General features: G+C 61.9%; 17 protein-coding genes and 1 tRNA gene. 12 read left to right on the top strand and 6 right to left on the bottom strand.

Translation table 11 applies throughout. The annotated features are described in order from the left end of the window. Positions 1-24: 24 nt before the first annotated feature. Both HFO99_RS16650 and HFO99_RS16645 read left to right on the top strand, forming a co-directional pair. Positions 25-183: a hypothetical protein gene (locus HFO99_RS16650; RefSeq protein ID WP_003558513.1), complete on the top strand. Its 159-nt coding sequence runs from the start codon at positions 25-27 to the stop codon at positions 181-183. Between the two features lie 55 nt (positions 184-238). Next, positions 239-388: a hypothetical protein gene (locus tag HFO99_RS16645; protein WP_222362360.1), complete on the top strand. Its 150-nt coding sequence runs from the start codon at positions 239-241 to the stop codon at positions 386-388. Between the two features lie 28 nt (positions 389-416). On the opposite strand, the gene HFO99_RS16640 is transcribed toward HFO99_RS16645, so the two are convergent. Next, complete coding sequence (locus tag HFO99_RS16640) at positions 417-821, bottom strand: hypothetical protein (RefSeq protein ID WP_222333057.1); 405 nt, start codon at positions 819-821, stop codon at positions 417-419. A gap of 113 nt (positions 822-934) precedes the next feature. Beyond that, a tRNA-Thr gene (locus HFO99_RS16635) sits at positions 935-1010 on the bottom strand. 158 nt (positions 1011-1168) lie between these two features. Between HFO99_RS16635 and HFO99_RS16630 the strand changes: the two genes are divergently transcribed. Genes HFO99_RS16630 through HFO99_RS16620 form a run of 3 tightly spaced genes read left to right on the top strand, consistent with a single transcriptional unit; the run spans position 1169 to position 3516 of the window. Then, positions 1169-1942: an NAD kinase gene (locus tag HFO99_RS16630; RefSeq protein ID WP_222362323.1), complete on the top strand. Its 774-nt coding sequence runs from the start codon at positions 1169-1171 to the stop codon at positions 1940-1942. A gap of 4 nt (positions 1943-1946) precedes the next feature. Next, a complete protein-coding gene (locus HFO99_RS16625) occupies positions 1947-2462 on the top strand; it encodes a hypothetical protein (protein ID WP_222333056.1) in 516 nt (171 codons plus the stop codon). 34 nt (positions 2463-2496) lie between these two features. After that, positions 2497-3516, top strand: coding sequence for an alpha/beta hydrolase family protein (locus HFO99_RS16620; RefSeq protein WP_222362321.1), 1020 nt, complete (start codon positions 2497-2499; stop codon positions 3514-3516). Positions 3517-3573: 57 nt separating this feature from the next. Here HFO99_RS16620 and prfB read toward each other — a convergent pair. From prfB to HFO99_RS16605, 3 genes are all read right to left on the bottom strand, one after another. Next, positions 3574-4705 (bottom strand): peptide chain release factor 2 gene (gene prfB / locus HFO99_RS16615; RefSeq protein WP_222333054.1). Its coding sequence is split into 2 segments (ribosomal slippage): positions 3574-4635 and positions 4637-4705, totalling 1131 coding nucleotides; the frame shifts between segments, so codons are not numbered across the junction. Between the two features lie 102 nt (positions 4706-4807). Further along, positions 4808-7267 carry a penicillin-binding protein 1A gene (locus HFO99_RS16610; RefSeq protein ID WP_222333053.1) on the bottom strand — a complete coding sequence of 820 codons (2460 nt, stop codon included), beginning with the start codon at positions 7265-7267 and terminating at the stop codon, positions 4808-4810. Between the two features lie 359 nt (positions 7268-7626). Next, positions 7627-8883 carry an N-acetylmuramoyl-L-alanine amidase gene (locus HFO99_RS16605; RefSeq protein ID WP_222362319.1) on the bottom strand — a complete coding sequence of 419 codons (1257 nt, stop codon included), beginning with the start codon at positions 8881-8883 and terminating at the stop codon, positions 7627-7629. Positions 8884-9506: 623 nt separating this feature from the next. Here HFO99_RS16605 and HFO99_RS16600 point away from each other — a divergent pair. Further along, entirely contained in the window at positions 9507-12380 is a 2874-nt protein-coding gene (locus tag HFO99_RS16600; protein WP_222362317.1) for an Rne/Rng family ribonuclease, read from the top strand. Positions 12381-12486: 106 nt separating this feature from the next. Further along, complete coding sequence (locus tag HFO99_RS16595; RefSeq protein ID WP_315860483.1) at positions 12487-12729, top strand: type II toxin-antitoxin system VapB family antitoxin; 243 nt, start codon at positions 12487-12489, stop codon at positions 12727-12729. A gap of 54 nt (positions 12730-12783) precedes the next feature. Here HFO99_RS16595 and HFO99_RS16590 read toward each other — a convergent pair whose 3' ends face one another. Then, complete coding sequence (locus HFO99_RS16590) at positions 12784-14442, bottom strand: acyl-CoA dehydrogenase family protein (RefSeq protein WP_017993634.1); 1659 nt, start codon at positions 14440-14442, stop codon at positions 12784-12786. Between the two features lie 179 nt (positions 14443-14621). Here HFO99_RS16590 and HFO99_RS16585 point away from each other — a divergent pair, with 179 nt between their 5' ends. The 5 genes from HFO99_RS16585 to topA all read left to right on the top strand — a co-directional run bounded on the left by HFO99_RS16585 (position 14622) and on the right by topA (position 21609). Beyond that, positions 14622-15578 (top strand): aspartate carbamoyltransferase catalytic subunit, encoded by a 957-nt coding sequence (locus HFO99_RS16585; protein WP_029872821.1) that lies wholly within the window; start codon positions 14622-14624, stop codon positions 15576-15578. Beyond that, a complete protein-coding gene (locus HFO99_RS16580; protein WP_222362315.1) occupies positions 15575-16864 on the top strand; it encodes a dihydroorotase in 1290 nt (429 codons plus the stop codon). The genes HFO99_RS16585 and HFO99_RS16580 overlap by 4 nt, the downstream gene beginning before the upstream one ends. A gap of 78 nt (positions 16865-16942) precedes the next feature. Further along, a complete protein-coding gene (gene plsY, locus HFO99_RS16575; protein WP_222362313.1) occupies positions 16943-17563 on the top strand; it encodes a glycerol-3-phosphate 1-O-acyltransferase PlsY in 621 nt (206 codons plus the stop codon). Then, positions 17563-18705, top strand: a complete 1143-nt coding sequence (gene dprA / locus HFO99_RS16570; RefSeq protein ID WP_222362311.1) for a DNA-processing protein DprA — start codon at positions 17563-17565, stop codon at positions 18703-18705. The genes plsY and dprA overlap by 1 nt, the downstream gene beginning before the upstream one ends. A gap of 249 nt (positions 18706-18954) precedes the next feature. Then, complete coding sequence (gene topA, locus HFO99_RS16565; RefSeq protein WP_222362309.1) at positions 18955-21609, top strand: type I DNA topoisomerase; 2655 nt, start codon at positions 18955-18957, stop codon at positions 21607-21609.

The following is a 21609-nucleotide window of genomic DNA, read 5'->3' as shown; positions in this document are numbered from 1 at the left end:
AAGCAAGAAGGAACGATCCCTATCATGGCCATTCGACCACTGATTTTCGGTATCCTCTTCATCGCGGTCTTCGTCGTGATTATCATCAGCATCATCTGGGTGGACACGTCGCACCCCATCCATCAGCCCGATCCCCTGTCACCGACGGCGCCCGGACCCGCGACGCCGGGGCAGGTACAATAATTACTGGCAGGAATGCGGACGGCGATCATGCGTTAATTCCGGAATCGAACGAGGATTGAACGCTTATGCGCATAATGATCGCCGTCGTCGCTTCATGATCGCCTCCGTGCTCGGCATCGCGATGATGTCGCCCTCTCGCGCCGGACAGGCCGGCAATGGCGACAGGATCGAGACGAGCGTCAACGACCCATCACTCAATGACTAAAAGGCCCGGAGGACCCGGGCCTTTATCGTCAGCTGCGGTAGAGCCAGAACGGCATGCCGCGATCGCGATCGCGCCACTCGCGGCGCTCCTGCCAACGCTCGGCACGCCACCGCCGCCAGTGACGGCGATCATCGCGCCAGTCGGAGCGGCGCCAATCGCGCTCATCGCGCCAGCCACGGTCGTCACGATAGTCACGATCATCACCGTCGCGATCATGTCGCCAGCCATCACGGATCTGAACGATATCGCCCTGCGCCGTCACCGCAGGCCGCTCGGCCGGCATGGCGGTGGCCGGTGCGACGGATACGAAAGCCGCACCGACGGAAATGGTTGCGGCGAGAAAGAGATGAGCGAGCTTCATGGCTGTTTCCTCATTGATGATGAGGCGAAGATATGCGGGCGCGGCTGAATTGGCGCTGAAGCAGCTCTTCACGCGCGGTTCATCAAGCGATACGTGCTATCTGAAAAGATCTGCCGGTGCGAGATTGAGCGAAACAGCGTCGAACCCAGGCTATGAGTTGGCAGGCCGTACCGCGCAGAAAAGAATGGTGCCCCCGCCAGGGTTCGAACCCGGGACCCCCTGATTACAAATCAGGTGCTCTACCAACTGAGCTACAAGGGCAATAATTGCCCAACTAGCAGATTCTGTGATTCTGTAAAGGGAAAATCCGCGGCCGCGCGGAAAGGTCTGCTGCACCTCAAAACGCTTCGCGATAGAAAACGTCCTTGTCGCACAAGGCCTTTATCCTTTAGCTAGGGCAGCATCATAAAGGGCATTGCATGGGCCGTTCATTTCAGACGCTTTCCTTTCTCGCCTCACCAACGACGGAGGCACTTGCCGCGCGCGAGGAGTTGATTGGCATCTATGGTGACATAGCGGCTGACGAAGCCGACGTCATTGTCGCGCTCGGCGGCGACGGTTTCATGCTGCAGACGCTGCACAACACCATGAACTCCGGCAAGCTGGTCTACGGCATGAACCGCGGCTCGGTCGGCTTCCTGATGAACGACTATCGTAGCGAACGACTTCAGGAGCGCATCTGCGCCGCCGTCGAAAACGTCTTCCGGCCATTGCAAATGACGACGGCCAATGCCGACGGGACCAACTCGACGGCGCTCGCCATCAACGAGGTCTATCTTTTCCGCCAATCCTATCAGGCGGCGAATCTGAGGGTCACGGTAGACGGGCGTATTCGCCTGGAGGAACTGATCTGCGATGGGTTGATGGTGGCGACCCCTGCCGGATCGACGGCCTATAATCTTTCCGCCCATGGCCCGATCCTGCCGCTCGAGGCGCCACTGCTCGCCATGACGCCGGTCAGCGCTTTCAGGCCACGGCGCTGGAGGGGCGCACTGCTTCCAAATAAGGTGACCGTCGATATCGACGTCCTCGAGCCGGTGAAGCGGCCGGTGAACGCGGTGGCCGACAATACCGAGGTCAAATCGGTGCTGCATGTCCGCATCGCCCAGTCGGAACATATGACGGCACGCATCCTTTCTGATCCCGACCGCTCCTGGTCCGACCGTATCCTCGCCGAGCAGTTCAAGGATTGAGACGATGGCAATGCGACGGGTATTAATGACGAGCCTCCTGCTTGCGGGATGGAGCATTGCAGCTGAGGCCGCGCCCCTCCAGGATGCCATCCTGCCGGCATCGGTGATTTTCGCGACCAGCACCGGCTACTGGGAAGATGACGGCAACGCACCGGCGATTGAGCGCGCGCCGACGGGCGCCGAGAGTGTTTCCGACCACGAAGGAAAGGCCGCGCAGCGCCACGGCTACTACAAGCTCTTTGCCGTGCGCCAGCCTGACAGGACTTCGAAGGTCTATCTGCAACAGATTGCCCAGACCGAGACCGGACCGGCGATCGCCTCGACCATCGAGCTGCAGGAGTTCAGCGACCTGAAGCCTTACGTGACCGATATCCGCCCCGAGAATTCGAATGGCATCATCAAGGAACCGGGGCTCTTCGCCACGGTCTATCTGAAGACCGACCCTGCCGCGGAGCCGGATGGCTGGACCGTGTTGATCGACGAATTCGGCGACATCACCGTCGAGAAGGCGACGAATTGAACGGCTGGGACTTGTTCAGCGGGGCATCCAAAAGATGAAACTGGGCTTTCGCGACGGCGTCCTCTACGACAAGAGAAGGTCGAATTGGGACGCCGCCGGCCCCAGACCCATCAACTGGTCCCTCTGGTACCCCGCCGCCGATGACGCGCAGGAAAGCGACCTGCCTGAAAGAAGCTGGTTCCAGAAAGCGGCTGTCGCCCGCAATGCCCCGATCCGGCGGGGGGCCGTGCCCTATCCGCTCGTGCTGTTGTCGCATGGCACCGGCGGATCCGCGGCCGGACTGGAGTGGCTGGCGCGACGTCTGGTCGATCGCGGATTTGCAGCGCTCGGCGTCAGCCATCACGGCAATACCGGCATCGAGCCCTATCGCGCCGAAGGCTTCGCCTGCCTTTGGGAGCGGGCGCCGGATCTAAGCTACATGCTCGACCATTGCGACGACTGGCTCAGCGATCTCTCAGGCCATATCGAAACGATCAGTGTCTTCGCAGCCGGATTTTCGGCCGGAGCCTATAGCGTGATGCTGCTGCTTGGGGCTGTCGCACAGTTCTCGCAGTTCGAACCGTCGAGGCTGAAGCCGGGTGCCGCGCGCGGACCACGGGAGTTTCCCGACCTTGCCAATCATATCCCGGCATTGCTGCGCACCAGCGACGTATTTCGCGATTCGTGGTCCCGGATGTCGAAGTACTACCGAGATGACAGAATCAAGGCCGCACTCATCTGCGCGCCGGGCCGGTCCGTTCTCGGCTTCAGCGAGGAAAGCCTGCAAGCTGTCGATGCGCCCGCCCTTATCCTGGTCGGTGATGCCGACAGGGCCGCTCCGGCCGATGAATGTTCGTCGTGGCTGCATGCGCGGCTCCGGCGCAGCGTTCTTAAAATCTTCGGCGGCGGCCTCGGACATTATGTCTTCGTGCCAGAGGGCACAGCGCCCGGCCTCGCCTTTGCGGCAGAACTCTTTACCGATCCCCCGGGCATCGAACGCGCAGCCGTTCATGAAGAGATTGCCGATCTTTCGGCAGCGCTGTTTCAAAACGTCGATAAAGCCGCGATGGCTTGAGCAAAACAAAAACCCCGTCTCCGGAGCTTTTGTTGTCTCAATCCATCGTCAATCCGATCAGTCGACATCCTCGACAACCGCGTCGGCGGCGCCGCTGATGCGGTGAGCGAGTGCTGCTTCCATGAACTCGTTCAGGTCGCCGTCGAGCACATCATCCGGCGCGCTGCTGGCAACGCCGGTGCGCAAGTCTTTGACCATCTGATAGGGCTGCAACACATAGGAGCGGATCTGGTGGCCCCAGCCGATCTCGGTCTTGGAAGCGGCTTCGGCGCTGGCGGCATCCTCACGCTTCTTCAGTTCCGCTTCGTACATGCGGGCGCGCAGCATGTCCCAAGCCTTGGCGCGGTTCTTGTGCTGCGAGCGCTCCTGCTGGCACTGCACGACGATGCCCGTCGGAATATGCGTGATGCGCACGGCCGAGTCGGTGGTGTTGACGTGCTGGCCACCGGCGCCTGAGGAACGGTAGGTGTCGATGCGGCAGTCGCCTTCGTTGATCTCGATCTGGATCGAGTCGTCGACAACAGGGTAGACCCAGATCGACGAAAAGGACGTATGACGACGCGCATTGCTGTCGTAAGGCGAGATGCGCACCAGTCGGTGCACGCCCGATTCCGTCTTCAACCAACCATAGGCATTGTGGCCCTTGACGAGCAGGGTCGCAGACTTGATGCCCGCCTCTTCGCCGTCATGGACTTCGAGAAGCTCTACCTTGAAACGCTGGCGTTCGGCCCAGCGGGTGTACATGCGCAGAAGCATGTTCGCCCAGTCCTGGCTTTCGGTGCCACCGGCGCCGGAATGGACTTCGAGATAGGTGTCGTTGCCATCGGCTTCGCCGGAGAGCATGGCTTCCACCTGGCGGCGCGCGGCCTCGGCCTTCAAGGCCTTCAACGTATCCTCGGCTTCCTTGACGACGCTCTCGTCGCCCTCTTCCTCGCCAAGCTCGATCAGCTCGATGTTGTCGTTCAGCTGCTGCTCGAGCAGCTTCACGCCGCTGATGCCGTCATCCAGCTGCTGGCGCTCGCGCATCAGCTTCTGCGCTTCGGAAGCGTCGTTCCAGAGGTTCGGATCCTCTGCCTTGTTGTTCAACCAATCCAGCCGTCTTATCGCCTGATCCCAGTCAAAGATGCCTCCTCAGCAGGGTGATAGCCTGCTTGGTTTCATCGACCACGTTTTCGATTTCCGCTCGCATTATCCTGCTTCTCTATCTCGGTCTTCTCAAGTGCTGGTGACATAGAGACGCCCGCCGCGGATGTAAAGGGCCGCGGCGGGCGTTCAAAAATTCGGGCCTCGATCAGAAGAGGCCGGGCGTGCCGGTCTGGACGGCCTGGTTCGCCTGCGGCGAGGTCTTCAGGATCTCTTCCGGCGCCATGGTGCTGTCCATGCCGATGACGGAGAAGCTATCGGCCGGGCCGGTGCCGGGCTTGAAAGCCTCGATGATGGTGTTCGGATCGCCGTCGACGGCCGCCATGCCGGTCTTACGGTCGATCGAGATCAGATTCATGCCTGATGGAATGACGAACTTCGATTCCGGCATGTCCTTGACGGCGGTCTGCATGAATTCGTTGAAGATCGGCGCCGAGAGTACGCCGCCGGTGCCGCCGCGGCCGAGCGGGGCCGGCGTATCGAAGCCCATATAGAGGCCGGCGACCAGATCCGGCGTGAAGCCGACGAACCAGGCATCCTTCTCGTCATTGGTCGTGCCGGTCTTTCCGGCGACGTCGCGGCCGCCGAGATCGACCTTGCCGGCAGCCGTGCCGCGCTGGATGACGCCCTGCATCATCGAGGTGATCTGGTAGGCGGTCATCGGGTCGAGCACGGTTTCGCGGTTGTCGACGATATTCGGCTCTTCCTGGTTCTGCCAGTCGCCGGCATTGCAGCCTTCGCACAGACGCTCCTCATGCCTGAAGATGGTCTTGCCGTAGCGGTCCTGGATGCGGTCGATCAACGTCGGCTTGATCTGCTTGCCGCCATTGGCAATAACCGAATAGGCCGAGACCATCCGCAGCACGGTCGTGTCGCCGGCGCCGAGCGACATGGAGAGAACCGGCAGCATGTGATCGTAAATGCCGAAGCGCTCGGCATATTCGGCGACGATGTTCATGCCGAGATCGTTGGCGAGGCGCACCGTCATCAGGTTGCGCGAATGCTCGATGCCCGAGCGCAGCGTCGACGGGCCGCTGACTTCGCCGCCGTAGTTCTCCGGTCTCCAGACCTGGCCGCCCGAGACGATCTCGATCGGAGCGTCCATGATGACCGAGGCCGGCGTATACCCATTGTCCATCGCGGCCGCATAGACGAACGGCTTGAAGGAGGAGCCCGGCTGGCGCATCGCCTGAGTGGCGCGGTTGAATTCGGACTGGCCGTAGGAGAAGCCTCCGACCATGGCGAGCACGCGGCCGGTCTTCGGGTCCATGGCGACGAGACCACCCTGCACCTTCGGCGGTTGACGCAGACGATAGGAGGTCGACGCGTCGTCGCCGAGCTTCTCGACATAGACGACGTCACCGGGATCTACGGCGCCGACCGGCGATTTCGTGGACTTGCGGGCGCTATCTGCCGAACGGAAGGCCCATTGCATGTTCTTGGCGTCGATCGTGCCGCGCTGACGGTCGGCAGCAACCTTGCCGCTTCCATCTTTGGCCGGTTGCAGGCCGATGTCGACGGTCGAATCGGAGACGGCGAGCACGACGGCGAGCCGCCATTCCGGCACATCGGACAATGCCGGAATATCGGCAAGCGCCTTGCCCCAATCGCCGCTTGCATCGATCTGCTTGATCGGGCCGTGGAAACCGCGGCGCTCGTCATAGGTGACCAGGCCGTCCTGCAGCGCCTTGCGGGCAACGAGCTGCATCTGCGGATCGAGCGACGTGCGTACCGAAAGGCCGCCCTCATAGAGGACTTTTTCCCCGTACTGGTCGATCAACTGGCGGCGCACGGCTTCGGCGAAATAATCCGAAGCAAAGAGCGAGGGGCCGGTGGTGCGGGCGGTGACGCCGAGCGGCTGTTTCTTAGCTTCCTCGCCGTCAGGCTGGCTGACATAGCCGTTCTCGACCATCCGGTCGATCACCCAGTTGCGACGATCGAGCGCAGCTTCCGGATGGCGGAAAGGATGATAATTGGCAGGCCCCTTCGGCAGCGATGCCAGATAGGCGGCTTCGGCGACGGTCAGTTCGGTGACAGATTTGTTGAAATAGGTGAGTGCCGCGCCGGCGATGCCGTAGGAATTCAGACCGAAGAAAATCTCGTTCAGGTAGAGTTCGAGGATCTTGTCCTTGCTGTAGGCCTGCTCGATGCGAAAGGAGAGGATTGCTTCCTTGATCTTGCGGTCGATCGTCTGGTCAGAACTCAAAAGGAAGTTTTTGGCCACCTGCTGGGTGATTGTGGAAGCACCGACCGGGCGGCGGCCGGAACCGAAATTCTGCAGGTTGACGAGGATTGCACGGCCGAGGCCGGTGAGATCAACGCCCGGATGATTGTAGAAATTCTTGTCTTCGGCCGACAGAAAAGCGGCCTTCACGCGGTCGGGAATGGCCTGGATCGGCAGGAAGAGACGCTTTTCCTTGGCGTATTCGGCCATCAAAGCGCCGTTTCCGGCGTGGACGCGGGTCGTCACCGGCGGTGCGTAGCTGTTCAGAACGGCATAGTCCGGGAGATCCTTCGCGACATTGGCAAGATAGATGGCAATACCCGCCGCTGCGACCAAAAACAGGACGCAGGCCATTCCGAAGAAATATCCAAAAAGTCTAACCATATTTCAGCTACCGGTCTCTTCGATCTTCAATCGGCGCAGACGCAACGATTGCACAGATCAAGGCAATTTGCACGTTGCGCGACTTACTCTATGAGCGTTACCGCCACAAGCCGATTCCGCGCCTCAGACTGCAAAACATAAGCCGGAGTAACGGCGCGAATGTGAGCAAAATAGGGCTGTCTGCGCCGCATTCACCGCTGCTGCCGCGTTTCATTAGAACTGTCACTTCAAAGCAACGCCCGCCGCCGCAGCGAATCTGAGGCATCTTGGTCAGACCTTGATTCAAGCGACCGACTTCAAGCGTTTGTCTTTATGCATGTCGTCGAGCTGCAACCGCTACGGATTTCGGGCAGCATGCATCAGCCGCCGTTCGCCATGACGGCGGCACGGTATCGTTTCACTGCATCGGTCAGGAGACCGGCGATCTTGCCGCGCCAGGCCTCGTCGAGCAGCAGTTTCTCGTCTTCGGCATTCGAGAGGAACCCGATCTCGAGAAGGATCGAGGGCACGTCGGGGGCCTGCAGCACGCGAAAGCCGGCATGACGGTGCGGATTGTTGATCGTGCCGACCTGATCCTTAAAGGAATTCAGCACACTCTCGGCCAGTGAGATCGAGAAAGCTTGTGTCTCGCGCCGTGTCAGATCGAGCAGGATGTCGGCGACCTCGGGCGGCTCGGCAACCGTCTCCTTGCCGGCGATCTGATCGGAGAGGTTTTCACGGTCGGCAAGATCGGCGGCGAGCTTGTCGGACGCCTTGTCGGAGATCGTGTAGACGGTGGCGCCGCGGATATCCTTCTGCTTCAGCGTGTCGGCATGCAACGAAATGAAGAGGCCGGCATGGTTCTGGCGGGCTATCAGCACACGCTGCGAAAGCGACAGGAACTCGTCATCCTCACGCGTCAGGAAAGCCTTGATGCCCGGTTCCTTGTTCAGCCGGTCGGTCAAAGCCCTGGCGAAAGCAAGCGTCACCTGCTTTTCCTCGGTCTTGGTATCGACGCCGATCGCACCGGTATCGATGCCGCCATGACCGGCGTCGACGGCGATGACAAAATCGCCGGGGGCGGCTCTTTCCGGTGCCGGAATGGCGCTCGTCGTCTGCGCCGCCTCAGTCCGATCGCTCCAGGATTGCGTCTTTACCAGTTGGGCAAAGGCCTTCTTGTCGATCATCTCCGCGTCGAGCACGAGGCGATGGCCGTTGCCCGTCTCATCGGCCTGCACCTTGGCAAGCGCCAGCTTCACCGGCCCTGCCGTCGTCAGCACGATGCGGGCGCTCTCTTCGTCCATCTTGCCGTAGCGGATATCCTTGAACAGACCGCGGGCGGCAAGATCCTTCGCCGGAAAACCGAAGGCGGTCGCCGGCAGGTCGACGACGATGCGTTCCGGATTGGCGATATAGTGGACCGAAAAACGCGGCTCGCGATCGAAATCGATGACGATGCGGGTCCTTGCATCGTCGCCGACGATTCGCGCCCCATAGGCAAGCAGCGGATCCCTGGCCTCGACGGAGCTCGCAGCGACCGGTAGGAGACTGGCGGCCAAAAGCGCCGCCAGAACCCGCCTTGCGATTGTCGATCGCCGCGCTGCGGATTTCGCCGCGATCCGAACCCTCTTAAACAATAAACCGCCACACCCTATTTGTATTGCGATGGACCCGACGCAGCAGCAGTGAACGTCGCTGTGACGAAACACCCGCTGCAGCCTGCCGAATCGCGATCACTTTATCCCCAGCTTCTATGCGTTGCGAAATCCATCAATATTATGGCACATTTGGCTTTTCCCTTGCTATTGTGACACGGAAAACATACAACGAATTTCAGGGTAAAGTGTTGACGGGATAGAGTCGCCGCAAAGGCTGCCAGCCAGATCAGGACCTGGCGCCACACCGGTCATCGTCCGCCGTCTCATGTGCTTAATCCTAGAACTGGATCCTGATTTTCCGGCTTATTGCCGGAATTCATTGGTGGATCAGCCACCACGCTCTCAGGGAGCAAACTCATCGGACCCGAACGGGTCTTCGTATTTGTCGATCACGCTTGGTTGTTGATGGTTTCGCAGCAGGTTTTATCTGAAGTGTACAGGCCCCGGACCGAAATGGTTCCGGCTGCGGTCTGGCTGCTGCCCTCCCCCTCGCATCAGGCGCGACTTTCATTATCCGGCGCGGCCACGGCGGACCGCATTCTTTCTGTCTCAACAGCAGTCGGGAATGCGCTCTCGCGGCCACGCCGAGGAGCACAGCTTACATGGCAGACAAAATGCTTATCGATGCGTCTCACGAGGAAGAGACGCGCGTCGTTGTCGTTCGCGGGAACCGCATAGAAGAATTTGACTTCGAGTCCCAGCACAAGAAGCAGATCCGCGGCAATATCTATCTTGCAAAGGTAACGAGGGTCGAGCCCTCGCTGCAAGCCGCCTTTGTCGATTACGGCGGCAACCGGCACGGCTTCCTGGCCTTCGCCGAAATCCATCCCGACTATTATCAGATACCGCTTGCCGACCGTCAGGCGCTGCTTCGGGCTGAAGCCGAAGAGCATCGCCGCGACGAAGACGTCGAGCATGTCGAAACCGCGCCGATGGTCGATCTTTCCAAGCAGGATCAGCCGGATGTCGGCATCATTCCGGCAGAGGCGCCGGAAACGGCTGCCGTAACGGAAGAGACGGCAGCGGTAGAGACCGCGGCGTCGCCCGCGGCGGCCGAGGAAGCGCCGGCCAAGAAGGCAAGGCCGCGCCGCAGCCGCAAGAAGGTCGTAGAACCGGCCGCCGAAACGACCGCGACCGAGGACGCCGTTCCCACAGACGTTGAAGCCGAAGGCGCTTCAACCGTCGACAATGAGGATGACGGCTCGACCGGCGGCGCGATGGCCGCGATGGTGGAAACCGACTCGATCTCCGAAGACGTCGATACCAGCAAGCGTCGCCACGATGATGACGACGATGATGACGATCACGGCGAAGAGGAAATCATCGAATCCGTCGGCGCCGAAGACGCGATGGAAGAAGTGCCGGACCGCGTGCAGCGCAAGCCGCGCAAGCAGTACCGCATCCAGGAAGTCATCAAGCGCCGCCAGATCCTGCTCGTGCAGGTCGCCAAGGAAGAGCGCGGCAACAAGGGTGCAGCCCTTACCACCTATCTCTCGCTCGCCGGCCGCTATTCCGTCCTGATGCCGAACACGGCGCGCGGCGGCGGCATTTCCCGCAAGATCACCAATCCTGCCGACCGCAAGCGCCTGAAGGATATCGCGCGCCTGCTCGAGGTGCCGCAGGGCATGGGCGTCATCCTTCGCACCGCCGGTGCCAATCGCACCAAGGTCGAGGTCAAGCGTGACTTCGAATATCTGATGCGCCTGTGGGAGAACGTGCGCACGCTGACGCTGGCATCCACGGCACCCTGCCTCGTCTATGAGGAAGGCTCACTGATCAAGCGCTCGATCCGCGACCTCTACAACAAGGATATCGGCGAAGTCATCGTTTCCGGAGAAGAAGGCTATCGTGAAGCGAAAGACTTCATGAAGATGCTGATGCCGAGCCATGCCAAGGTGGTTCAGCCCTACCGCGACATCCATCCGATCTTTTCGCGTTCCGGCATCGAGGCTCAGCTCGACCGCATGTTGCAGCCGCAGGTAACGCTGAAGTCCGGCGGCTACCTGATCATGAACCAGACCGAAGCGCTGGTCTCGATCGACGTCAACTCCGGCCGCTCGACCCGCGAACATTCGATTGAAGACACCGCGCTGCAGACGAATCTCGAGGCTGCAGACGAAGTCGCCCGCCAGCTTCGCCTTCGCGACCTTGCCGGCCTGATCGTCATCGACTTCATCGACATGGAAGAGAAGCGCAATAACCGCGCCGTCGAGAAGAAGCTGAAGGAATGCCTGAAGAACGACCGCGCCCGAATCCAGGTCGGCCGGATCTCGCATTTCGGCCTGCTCGAAATGTCGCGACAGCGTATCCGCGCGTCGGTTCTCGAATCGACCACGCAGGTCTGCTCGCATTGCGGCGGCACCGGCCATGTGCGCTCGCAGTCCTCCGTCGCGCTGCATGTCCTGCGCGGTATCGAGGAATATCTGCTCAAGAACACCACCCACAACATCACCGTGCGCACTACGCCTGATATCGCGCTCTACCTGCTCAACCACAAGCGCCAGACGATCATCGATTACGAAAGCCGTTTCGGCGTCGCTATCGTCATCGATGCAGACGGTTCGGTCGGCGCACAGCATTTCGCGATCGATCGCGGCGATCCGGTGGAAAACCCGGTCAAGATCGAAACGCTCTTCAACTTCGCAGCCATTCCCGAGGACGAGGACGACGACATCGTCATCGAAGTGGATGAGGAGGAAGACGAGGAACTCGAGGAAAAGCCGGCCGTTGCCGAACGGCCGGTCGCAGCACGCTCGGAAGGCGAAAGTGACGGCAACCGCAAACGCAAGCGCCGCAGGCGCCGCCGTGGCCGCAACGGCACTGCCGAGCAGCCGGCATCGGCAGCAGGCGAAGCCGGCGACGAGGATGAGGACGGTGACGACGAGGGCAGCGAAGGTGATGAAAACACCGAAGCTACGCCTGAGACACGCGCTGAAAGCGAGGAATCGCAGCGCCGCAAGCGGCGCCGTCGCGGCAAGCGTGGCGGCCGTCGCAATCGCGCCGAGGATGGCTCCGAACTGACAGCCGGCGAAGCCGGTGAAGACAATGGCGGCGACGAGGACGAAGGCGACGACGTTTCGAACGACGGCGCTCCGAGCGAAGCCGTGGCGGTCGAGGCGATTGCTGAACAGGCCGATGAAGGCCAGGCTGCGATGGCGGCCGTCGAGAGCGCACCTGTCATAGCCGAAGAGGTGAAGCCCGCCCGCAGTCGCGGCCGCCGCAAACCGGCCGCATCGCCGGTCGAGGAACCGATTGCAGAGACGGTACCTGCGGTCGAGGCCGAACCGGAATTGGTGGAAGCCTCCGCTGATCTCGCACCGTCTGTCCAGGAAGAGGGAAAGCCGGTTCGCGCTAACCGTGAATCCAACATCTCCTCCTCCGAGCCGACGGTGAAATCCACCCGCGTCGAGAATGGCGAAGGCGATGACGGCAAGCCGAAGAAGGCCGGCTGGTGGCAGCGCCGTGGCTTCTTCTGAACGCTGATTTTCGGACGTAAACACTGAAATCCGGCCGTGGCGACGCGGCCGGATTTTTGTTTATGCCGATGGAGATCGTCGCCGAACTTGAACCGTCGTGAGGTGAATGTGTATCTCTTATGATGATCACAAATTGGGCGCGATCATGCGGACGAATATCGATATCGATGACGTCTTGCTCGACGCGGCAATGACCGCCGCGGGATTGGCGACGAAAAGAGACACTGTTCGAGCAGGCATTGCGAAATCTTGTCGAGAAATACCGGCGGAAAAATGCGATCGCGCGCGGATAGGCTGGGAAGGCGACTTCAACGAGAGGCGTCACGACCGGTCTGAAGATACAAAGTGATCGTCGTCGACAGTTCAGCGTCTCGGTGCTCGGGATCGCCTGCCCCGCTGACGATCAGGCAGCAGGCGGATAAAGCAGGTCGACGATGTAGCTGGCGTCGAAGCGGGAATCGAGCATGCCGTATGTTGAGCGCCAGCCGCCGGCAAGACGCGTCTCGATGAAGGCATCGGCAATGCGCCCTGCCCCCAGCCGGTACAGTTCGGCTGCACCGGCGGCGAGCGCCAACTGCTCGACGAGCAGGCGCGCGGCGCCCTCATCCTGTTCGCAAAGCGCGATTGCGGCGCGCAGCACGTCGATCGTCTTCTTGCCGGCAGGGCCGAGATCGCGGGCAAGGCCGGCGAAGACCGTTTCGAACAGATCCTTGCCGCGGTTGAGCACGCGCAGCACGTCGAGCGCCATGACGTTGCCGGAGCCTTCCCAGATGGCATTGACCGGAGCCTCGCGGTAATGGCGGGCGATCGGGCGCTCTTCGATGTAGCCATTGCCGCCGATGCATTCCATCGCCTCGTAGATCAGCGCGGGCGCGATCTTGCAGCACCAGTATTTGGCGACCGGCGTCATGACACGGGCATAGGCCGCGTCCTCGGCGTTGCCGCGCGCCTTGTCGAAGGCGTCGGCTAGACGGAAAGAGAGTGCCGTCGCGGCGGCGACATCGAGCGCCATGTCGGCGAGCACGCGCGTCATGATCGGCTGGTTGACGAGCATCTTGCCGAAGACGCTGCGGCCGCGTGTATGGTGCACGGCTTCGGCGAGCGAGGCGCGCATCATGCCTGACGAGGCCAGCGCGCAGTCGAGCCGGGTCAGTGTCACCATGTCGAGGATGGTGCGGATGCCGGCATCCGGACCACCGAGCAAGAAACCGAACGTGTCTGTAAACTCGACCTCGGAAGAGGCGTTGGAGCGATTGCCGACCTTGTCCTTCAGCCGCTGGAACTGCAGCCCGTTGGCGGAACCATCCTCCAGAAGGCGAGGCACGAGAAAGCAGCCCATACCCTCCTTCGTCTGCGCCAGCATGATGAAGGCATCGCTCATCGGCGCGGACATGAACCACTTGTGCCCAGACAACCGGTAGATGCCCTCGCTGACTTTTTCGGCAGCGCTCCTGTTGGCGCGCACATCCGTGCCGCCCTGCTTTTCCGTCATGCCCATGCCGATGGTCACGGCGGATTTTTGCATGGCGGGCTTGTTCGACGAATCATATTTGCGCGAGAGAATTTTGGGCGCCCAGTCCTTCTGGACCGCGGGCGAAGCCGAGAGCGCCGCAACGGAAGCGCTCGTCATCGTCAGTGGGCAGAGATGGCCGGATTCCAGCTGCGACGTCAGATAAAACCGCGCGGCGCGAACCTTGTGGGCCTCGTCCTTGGCCTCGGTATCGGCCTGGGGATCCCACACGGAGGAATGCAGGCCGACCGACATGGAGCGCCGCATCAGCGCATGCCAGGCAGGATGGAATTCGACGACGTCGAGGCGCTCACCGCGTGGACCATGAGTGCGCAGCTGCGGCGTGCCCTGGTTTGCCATGCGCGCCATCTCCTGCGCCTCTGGCGAGGTGACGTAGCGGCCCATGTTTTCCAGGTCTTCGCGGATGCCGCGCGGCAGGGCCGCCGTCAGATCGACGATCAACGGATCGGATCGATAGGCATTGATGCCGGACCACAGGCTCGGCTGGTTGAGTTCTGCGAGTTTGTCGTCAGTCCGGTTGGCGGAGGTCATAATTCGCTTCTAGTGTAAGAACCCGGCAAAGGGAAACCGGAAGTTATGATTCGGTTCATTCTGCTCTATCGGAATTCGGGCGAAAATGCATGGGGACATAAGCCTTTGCCCACAGCACATGCTTGCCCCGGCGGGCAGCACTCTTTATAGACCCGCCAGAGACAGCAAGAGGCAGGGTCATGGTCTTTTTCCCCCACCGCCACCTCATCGGCATCAAGGGCCTCACCGAGCAAGATATCACCTATCTTCTCGACAAGGCGGACGAGGCCGTCAAGATCAGCCGCCAGAGAGAGAAGAAGACGTCGACGCTGCGCGGGCTGACGCAGATCAACCTCTTCTTCGAGGCGTCGACCCGCACGCAGGCTTCCTTCGAGCTTGCCGGCAAGCGGCTCGGCGCCGACGTCATGAACATGTCGGTTGGCAATTCCTCGGTGAAGAAAGGCGAAACGCTGATCGACACGGCGATGACGCTGAATGCGATGCGCCCCGACGTGCTGGTGATCCGCCATTCGAGCGCCGGTGCCGCCGCCCTTCTCGCCCAGAAGGTCTCCTGCTCGGTCGTCAATGCCGGCGACGGGCAGCACGAACATCCGACCCAGGCACTGCTCGACGCGCTGACGATCCGCCGCGCCAAGGGCAAGCTTTCGCGTATCATCGTGGCGATCTGCGGCGACGTGCTGCATTCGCGGGTGGCGCGCTCCAATATCCTGCTGCTCAATGCGATGGGCGCCCGCGTCCGTGTCGTCGCGCCTGCGACCCTCCTGCCGGCCGGCATCGCCGAGATGGGCGTCGAGGTCTTCCATTCGATGCAGGAAGGGCTGAAGGACGCCGACGTGGTGATGATGCTGCGGCTGCAGCGCGAGCGCATGTCCGGCGCCTTCGTGCCTTCGGTGCGCGAATACTTTCACTTCTACGGGCTCGACGCCGAAACGCTGAAGGCGGCGAAGGAGGATGCGCTGGTCATGCATCCCGGCCCGATGAATCGCGGCGTCGAGATCGCTTCGGAAGTGGCGGACGGGCCGCAGAGCGTCATCGCCGAACAGGTGGAAATGGGGGTCGCGGTGCGCATGGCCGTCATGGAGACGCTGCTCGTCTCGCAGAACCAGGGCCCTCGCAGCGATGGAATGATGGCATGAGCAACCCGATCGTCCTCAAGAACGTCCGCATCATCGATCCGTCGCGCAATCTCGACGAGGTCGGGACGATCATTGCCGAAAACGGCGTGATTCTCGCCGCCGGCGGCACGGCGCAGAACCAGGGCGCGCCTGATGGAGCTGTCATCCGCGACTGCACGGGCCTTGTCGCGACACCCGGCCTCGTCGATGCGCGCGTCCATGTCGGCGAACCCGGCGGCGAACACCGCGAGACGATCGCCTCGGTGAGCCGGGCGGCGGCAGCCGGTGGCGTCACCTCGATCATCATGATGCCGGACACAGATCCCATCATTGACGACATCGCGCTCGTCGAATTCGTCAAGAAGACGGCGCGGGATACGGCCGCCGTCAACGTCTATCCGGCAGCCGCGATCACCAAGGGCCTTGCCGGCGAGGAGATGACCGAGATCGGCCTGTTAATGCAGGCGGGCGCCGTTGCCTTCACCGATGCCCATTCAAGCGTCCATGACACACAGGTGCTGCGCCGGATCATGACCTATGCGCGCGAATTCGGCGCCGTTGTGTGCTGCGAAACGCGCGACAAATATCTCGGCGCCAAAGGCGTCATGCATGAGGGGCTTTTTGCCAGCTGGCTCGGGCTTTCCGGCATTCCGAGGGAAGCCGAGCTCATCCCGCTCGAACGCGATCTGAGGATCGCGCAGCTGACGCGCGGCCGTTATCACGCCGCGATGATCTCGGTGCCGGAATCGGTCGAGGCGATCGAGCGCGCGCGCAGCCGCGGCGCCAAGGTGACCTGCGGCATCTCGATCAACAATCTGGCGCTCAACGAAAACGACATCGGCGAATACCGCACCTTCTTCAAGCTCTATCCGCCGCTGCGCCCGGAAGACGACCGGGTGGCGATGGCCGATGCCGTTGCGAGCGGCGCGATCGATATCATCGTCTCCTCGCACGACCCGCAGGACGTCGATACGAAGCGCCTCCCCTTCGGCGAGGCGGAGGACGGCGCGATCGGCCTCGAAACCATGCTGGCGGCAGCGCTCAGGCTTCATCATGGCGGCCAGGTGAGCCTGATGCGCCTGATCGACGCCATGTCGACCCGCCCCGCTCAGATTTTCGGCCTGAATGCCGGCACGCTGAAGCCGGGCGCTGCGGCCGATATCGCGCTGATCGATCTCGATGAGCCTTGGCTTGTCGCCAAAGACATGCTTCTCTCCCGCTCGAAGAATACGCCGTTCGAGGATGCGCGCTTCAGTGGGCGGGCGGTCGCGACATACGTCTCGGGAAAGCTTGTCCACGCAATTTAGAACCGACACGATCGCCGTCCATCCCCCAGCGGGAGAAGGCTGACTCGAGGATAGGCCACGGAGAGGCTGAGGGGGCATATGTTATCCAATCTCATGTCATGGCAGATCACCCTGCCGATCGCGTTTGCCGCCGCCGTTATCGGTTATCTCTTCGGCTCGATCCCGTTCGGCCTGATCCTCACGCGCGCCGCCGGCCTCGGTGACGTGCGCAGCATCGGCTCCGGCAATATCGGCGCGACCAATGTGCTGAGAACTGGAAACCGAACGCTCGCCGCGGCGACGCTGCTGCTCGATGCGCTGAAGGCGTCGGCCGCGGCCTGGGTCGTCGGCTATTTCCTCGGTGAGGAGGCCGCGATCATCGCCGGCTTCTTCGCCTTTATCGGCCATCTCTTCCCTGTGTGGATCGGCTTCAAGGGCGGCAAAGGTGTCGCCACCTATATCGGTACCCTGCTCGGCGTCGCGCCGATCATGGTCGTGCTCTTCGCCGCCGTCTGGCTGGCGGTCGCCTTCACCACCCGCTACTCCTCACTGTCGGCGCTGGTTGCCATGCTTGTCACTCCGGTTGCGCTGTGGATATTGGGCAACGAAAAGGTTGCTGCTGTCATGGCGATCATGACCCTCATCTCCTACTGGAAGCACAAGGCGAATATTTCGCGGCTGATGGGCGGGACGGAAAGCAAGATCGGGGCAAAGGGATAATGGATGCGCTGAGCGCCGGACCAAAAGGCGTCGTGCTGACCGAACGGCAGAGAATTGCCTGGCTGCGTCTCATCCGTTCCGACAATATCGGCCCTGCCACCTTTCGCGACCTCATCAATCACTTCGGTTCGGCCGCGGCAGCACTTGCCGCACTGCCGGAGCTTTCGGCGCGCGGCGGCGCCACGCGGGCAATCCGCATCGCCAGCGAGGCCGAGGCGCATCGGGAATTGGAGGCGGCGCATCGCTTCGGCGCCCGTTTCGTCGGCATCGGTGAGCCAGACTATCCGCAAGCGCTGAAGCAGATCGACGGCGCGCCGCCGCTTCTGGCCGTCAAGGGCGCGCTTGCCGCTGTCAAACGACCGGCCGTCGGCATCGTCGGCTCGCGCAACGCCTCGATCGCAGGCACGAAATTCGCAGCGATGGTGGCGCGTGACTGCGGCCGGGCGGGTTACACCGTCGTCTCCGGCCTGGCACGCGGCATCGACACAGCCGCCCACCGGGCAAGCCTCGACACGGGCACGATCGCAGCACTCGCCGGCGGCCTTGACCAGCCCTACCCGCCGGAGAATATCGGCCTGCTCGAAGAGATAACCGGCGGCAATGGCTTGGCGGTGAGCGAGATGCCCTTCGGCTGGGAGCCCCGTGCCCGCGACTTCCCACGCCGCAACCGGCTGATCGCCGGCATCGGGCTCGGCCTCGTCGTCATTGAAGCGGCAGCGCGTTCGGGCTCGCTGATCACGGCGCGGCTTGCCGGCGAGTTCGGCCGCCTGGTGTTTGCCGTGCCCGGCTCACCGCTCGATCCGCGCTGCCATGGCACCAACGGCCTGCTGAAGGACGGTGCTTCGATCGTCACCGCACCCGCCGATGTCATCGAGTCCCTGGCGCCGCTTGCGCAATTCGACCTGTTTCCATCATCGATGGCGGAGGAACCGGCACCTGACCGCAAGGCAATGTCGGTGCCACCCGGCGATTCCGATCGAAACCACATCATCGATGCGCTCGGGCCGACGCCGGTCGAGATAGACGACGTCATCCGCCATACCGGGCTATCGGCATCCGCGGTCTATCTCACCCTTCTGGAGCTTGATATAGCCGGCAGGCTGCACCGGCATCAGGGCGGCCTCGTCTCGCTTTCCGATTGAACCTGGGCACGACGTCGGGCGGCGGCTTTGCGAATTGCCGAACTCTGAGTCGAAAACCTTCTATAGCATATCTAAAGTTGTATTATACCGATACTCTCCCTTCGGCTGCAGAAGACACAAGAGGTAAAATTGTAGCAAACCCCTTGACCGCGGCGATTTCCCTGTCCATGTCGGAGGGCCGATATCCATGTTGCGGTGTGTGTCGCGCTGGCTTCAACGCTGGCGTCGTTTCCTTTTTAGAGAATCATCATGAATGTTGTAGTGGTGGAATCGCCTGCCAAGGCCAAGACGATCAATAAGTATCTGGGTCCGGGATACAAAGTGCTCGCCTCCTTCGGCCATGTGCGCGATCTGCCTGCCAAGGACGGCTCAGTTCTTCCTGATCAGGATTTCGAAATGCTTTGGGAGGTCGATAGCGCCTCCGCCAAGCGGATGAAGGACATTGCCGACGCTGTGAAGTCCGCCGATGGCCTGTTTCTCGCGACCGACCCGGATCGCGAAGGCGAAGCGATTTCCTGGCACGTTCTCGACATGCTGAACAAGAAGCGGGTGCTGAATGGCAAACCGGTCAAGCGCGTCGTCTTCAATGCGATCACCAAGAAGGCGGTGCTCGACGCAATGGCCGATCCGCGCGACATTGACGTGCCGCTGGTCGACGCCTATCTCGCGCGCCGCGCGCTCGACTATCTCGTCGGCTTCAATCTTTCGCCGGTGCTGTGGCGCAAGCTGCCCGGCGCACGTTCGGCCGGCCGCGTTCAGTCGGTGGCACTTCGCCTCGTCTGCGACCGTGAATCCGAGATCGAGCGCTTCATTTCCGAAGAATACTGGAACATCTCTGCGCTTCTGAAGACGCCGCGCGGCGACGAGTTCGAGGCACGACTGGTTTCGGCGAACGGCAAACGGCTGCAGCCGCGCGCGATCGGCAACGGCGAAGATGCCGGCCGGCTCAAAGCCTTGCTCGAAGGTGCGACCTATGTCGTCGATACGGTCGAGGCGAAACCGGTCAAGCGCAACCCGGGACCGCCGTTTACGACCTCGACGCTGCAGCAGGCCGCCTCCTCCAATCTCGGCTACTCCGCCTCGCGCACCATGCAGATCGCGCAGCGGCTCTATGAGGGCGTCGATATCGGCGGCGAGACGGTCGGTCTCATCACCTATATGCGAACCGACGGCGTGCAGATGGCGCCCGAGGCGATCGACGCGGCGCGTAGCGCCATCGTCGACCAGTTCGGCGAACGCTATATGCCTGACAAGCCGCGCCTCTACTCGACCAAGGCGAAGAACGCCCAGGAGGCGCACGAGGCGATCCGTCCGACCGATTTCTATCGTTCGCCCGACCGTGTGCGCAAATTCCTCGATGCCGACCAGATCCGGCTCTACGAGCTGATCTGGAAGCGCGGCATCGCCAGCCAGATGGCATCGGCCGAGATCGAGCGCACGACGGCTGAAATCACCGCCGACAACAAGGGCGAGAAGGCCGGGCTTCGCGCCGTCGGTTCCGTGATCCGCTTCGACGGCTTCATCGCCGCCTATACCGACCAGAAGGAAGATGGCGAGCAGAGCGATGACGGCGACGAGGATGGCCGCCTGCCGGAAATCAATGCGCGCGAGGCGCTCGCCAAGCAGAAGATCAATTCGACGCAGCATTTCACCGAACCGCCGCCGCGCTATTCGGAAGCTTCGCTGATCAAGAAGATGGAAGAGCTCGGCATCGGCCGCCCCTCCACCTATGCCGCGACGCTGGCGACGCTGCGCGACCGCGACTATGTAACGATCGACAAACGCAAGCTGATCCCGCAGGCCAAGGGCCGGCTGGTGACGGCATTCCTCGAGAGCTTCTTCACCAAATATGTCGAATACGACTTCACCGCCGATCTCGAAGAGAAGCTCGACCGGATTTCCGCCGGCGAGCTGAACTGGAAGCAGGTGCTGCGCGATTTCTGGAAGGATTTCTTCGCCCAGATCGAGGACACCAAGGAACTGCGCGTCACCAACGTGCTCGATTCTCTGAACGAGGCGCTGGCACCGCTCGTCTTCCCGAAACGGGAGGACGGCAGCGATCCGCGCATCTGCCAGGTCTGCGGCACCGGCAACCTGTCGCTGAAGCTCGGCAAATACGGCGCCTTCGTCGGCTGCTCGAACTATCCGGACTGCAATTACACCCGCCAACTCTCCTCCGAAAACGGCGGAGAAGCGGACGGTGCTGCCCTCAACGAGCCGAAGAACCTCGGCACCGATCCAACGACCGGCGAGGAACTGACGCTGCGTTCCGGCCGCTTCGGCCCCTATATCCAGCGCGGCGACGGCAAGGAAGCCAAACGCGCTTCGCTGCCGAAGGGCTGGAAGCCCGAGGACATCGATTATGAAAAGGCGATGGCGCTGATCTCGCTGCCGCGCGATATCGGCAAACATCCCGAATCGGGCAAGATGATCTCGTCCGGCATCGGCCGTTATGGGCCGTTCCTCCTGCATGACGGCTCCTATGCCAATCTGGAAACCATCGAGGATGTGTTCTCGGTCGGGCTCAACCGTGCTGTAACTGTCATCGCCGAAAAAGCAAAACAGGCGCCGGGCCGGGGCGCGCGCGGCACGCCGGCGGCGCTGAAGACGCTCGGCGATCATCCTGATGGCGGCGCCATCACCGTTCGCGACGGCAAGTACGGCCCCTATGTCAATTGGGGCAAGGTCAATGCGACACTGCCGAAGGGCAAGGATCCCCAGGCGATCACCGTCGAAGAGGCGCTTGCGCTGATCGCCGAAAAGGCCGGCAAGGCGCCTGCGGGCAAGGCGGCCAAGGCGAAAGCCAAGCCGAAGGCGGCGGCCGCCGAAGCCAAGAGCACCAAGACGGCTGCCAAGCCGAAGACAACGAAGGCGAAAGCGCCCGCGAAATCGAAAAAGGGCTGA

The sequence above is a fragment of the Rhizobium leguminosarum genome (assembly GCF_019798305.1).
GTDB classification, from domain to species: Bacteria; Pseudomonadota; Alphaproteobacteria; order Rhizobiales; family Rhizobiaceae; genus Rhizobium; species Rhizobium leguminosarum_U.
The sequence above is the reverse complement of the archived record's forward strand: the minus strand, read 5'-3'. Positions and strand labels throughout refer to the sequence as shown.

Bases quoted from the DNA above. Each gene is read 5' to 3' on its own strand.
- HFO99_RS16650 (WP_003558513.1), top strand. From the start codon at position 25: ATGGCCATTCGACCACTGATTTTCGGTATCCTCTTCATCGCGGTCTTC.
- HFO99_RS16630 (WP_222362323.1), top strand. From the start codon at position 1,169: ATGGGCCGTTCATTTCAGACGCTTTCCTTTCTCGCCTCACCAACGACG.
- HFO99_RS16625 (WP_222333056.1), top strand. From the start codon at position 1,947: ATGGCAATGCGACGGGTATTAATGACGAGCCTCCTGCTTGCGGGATGG.
- HFO99_RS16620 (WP_222362321.1), top strand. From the start codon at position 2,497: ATGAAACTGGGCTTTCGCGACGGCGTCCTCTACGACAAGAGAAGGTCG.
- HFO99_RS16610 (WP_222333053.1), bottom strand. From the start codon at position 7,267: ATGGTTAGACTTTTTGGATATTTCTTCGGAATGGCCTGCGTCCTGTTT.
- HFO99_RS16600 (WP_222362317.1), top strand. From the start codon at position 9,507: ATGGCAGACAAAATGCTTATCGATGCGTCTCACGAGGAAGAGACGCGC.
- HFO99_RS16595 (WP_315860483.1), top strand. From the start codon at position 12,487: ATGTGTATCTCTTATGATGATCACAAATTGGGCGCGATCATGCGGACG.
- HFO99_RS16590 (WP_017993634.1), bottom strand. From the start codon at position 14,442: ATGACCTCCGCCAACCGGACTGACGACAAACTCGCAGAACTCAACCAG.
- HFO99_RS16585 (WP_029872821.1), top strand. From the start codon at position 14,622: ATGGTCTTTTTCCCCCACCGCCACCTCATCGGCATCAAGGGCCTCACC.
- HFO99_RS16580 (WP_222362315.1), top strand. From the start codon at position 15,575: ATGAGCAACCCGATCGTCCTCAAGAACGTCCGCATCATCGATCCGTCG.
- plsY (WP_222362313.1), top strand. From the start codon at position 16,943: ATGTTATCCAATCTCATGTCATGGCAGATCACCCTGCCGATCGCGTTT.
- dprA (WP_222362311.1), top strand. From the start codon at position 17,563: ATGGATGCGCTGAGCGCCGGACCAAAAGGCGTCGTGCTGACCGAACGG.
- topA (WP_222362309.1), top strand. From the start codon at position 18,955: ATGAATGTTGTAGTGGTGGAATCGCCTGCCAAGGCCAAGACGATCAAT.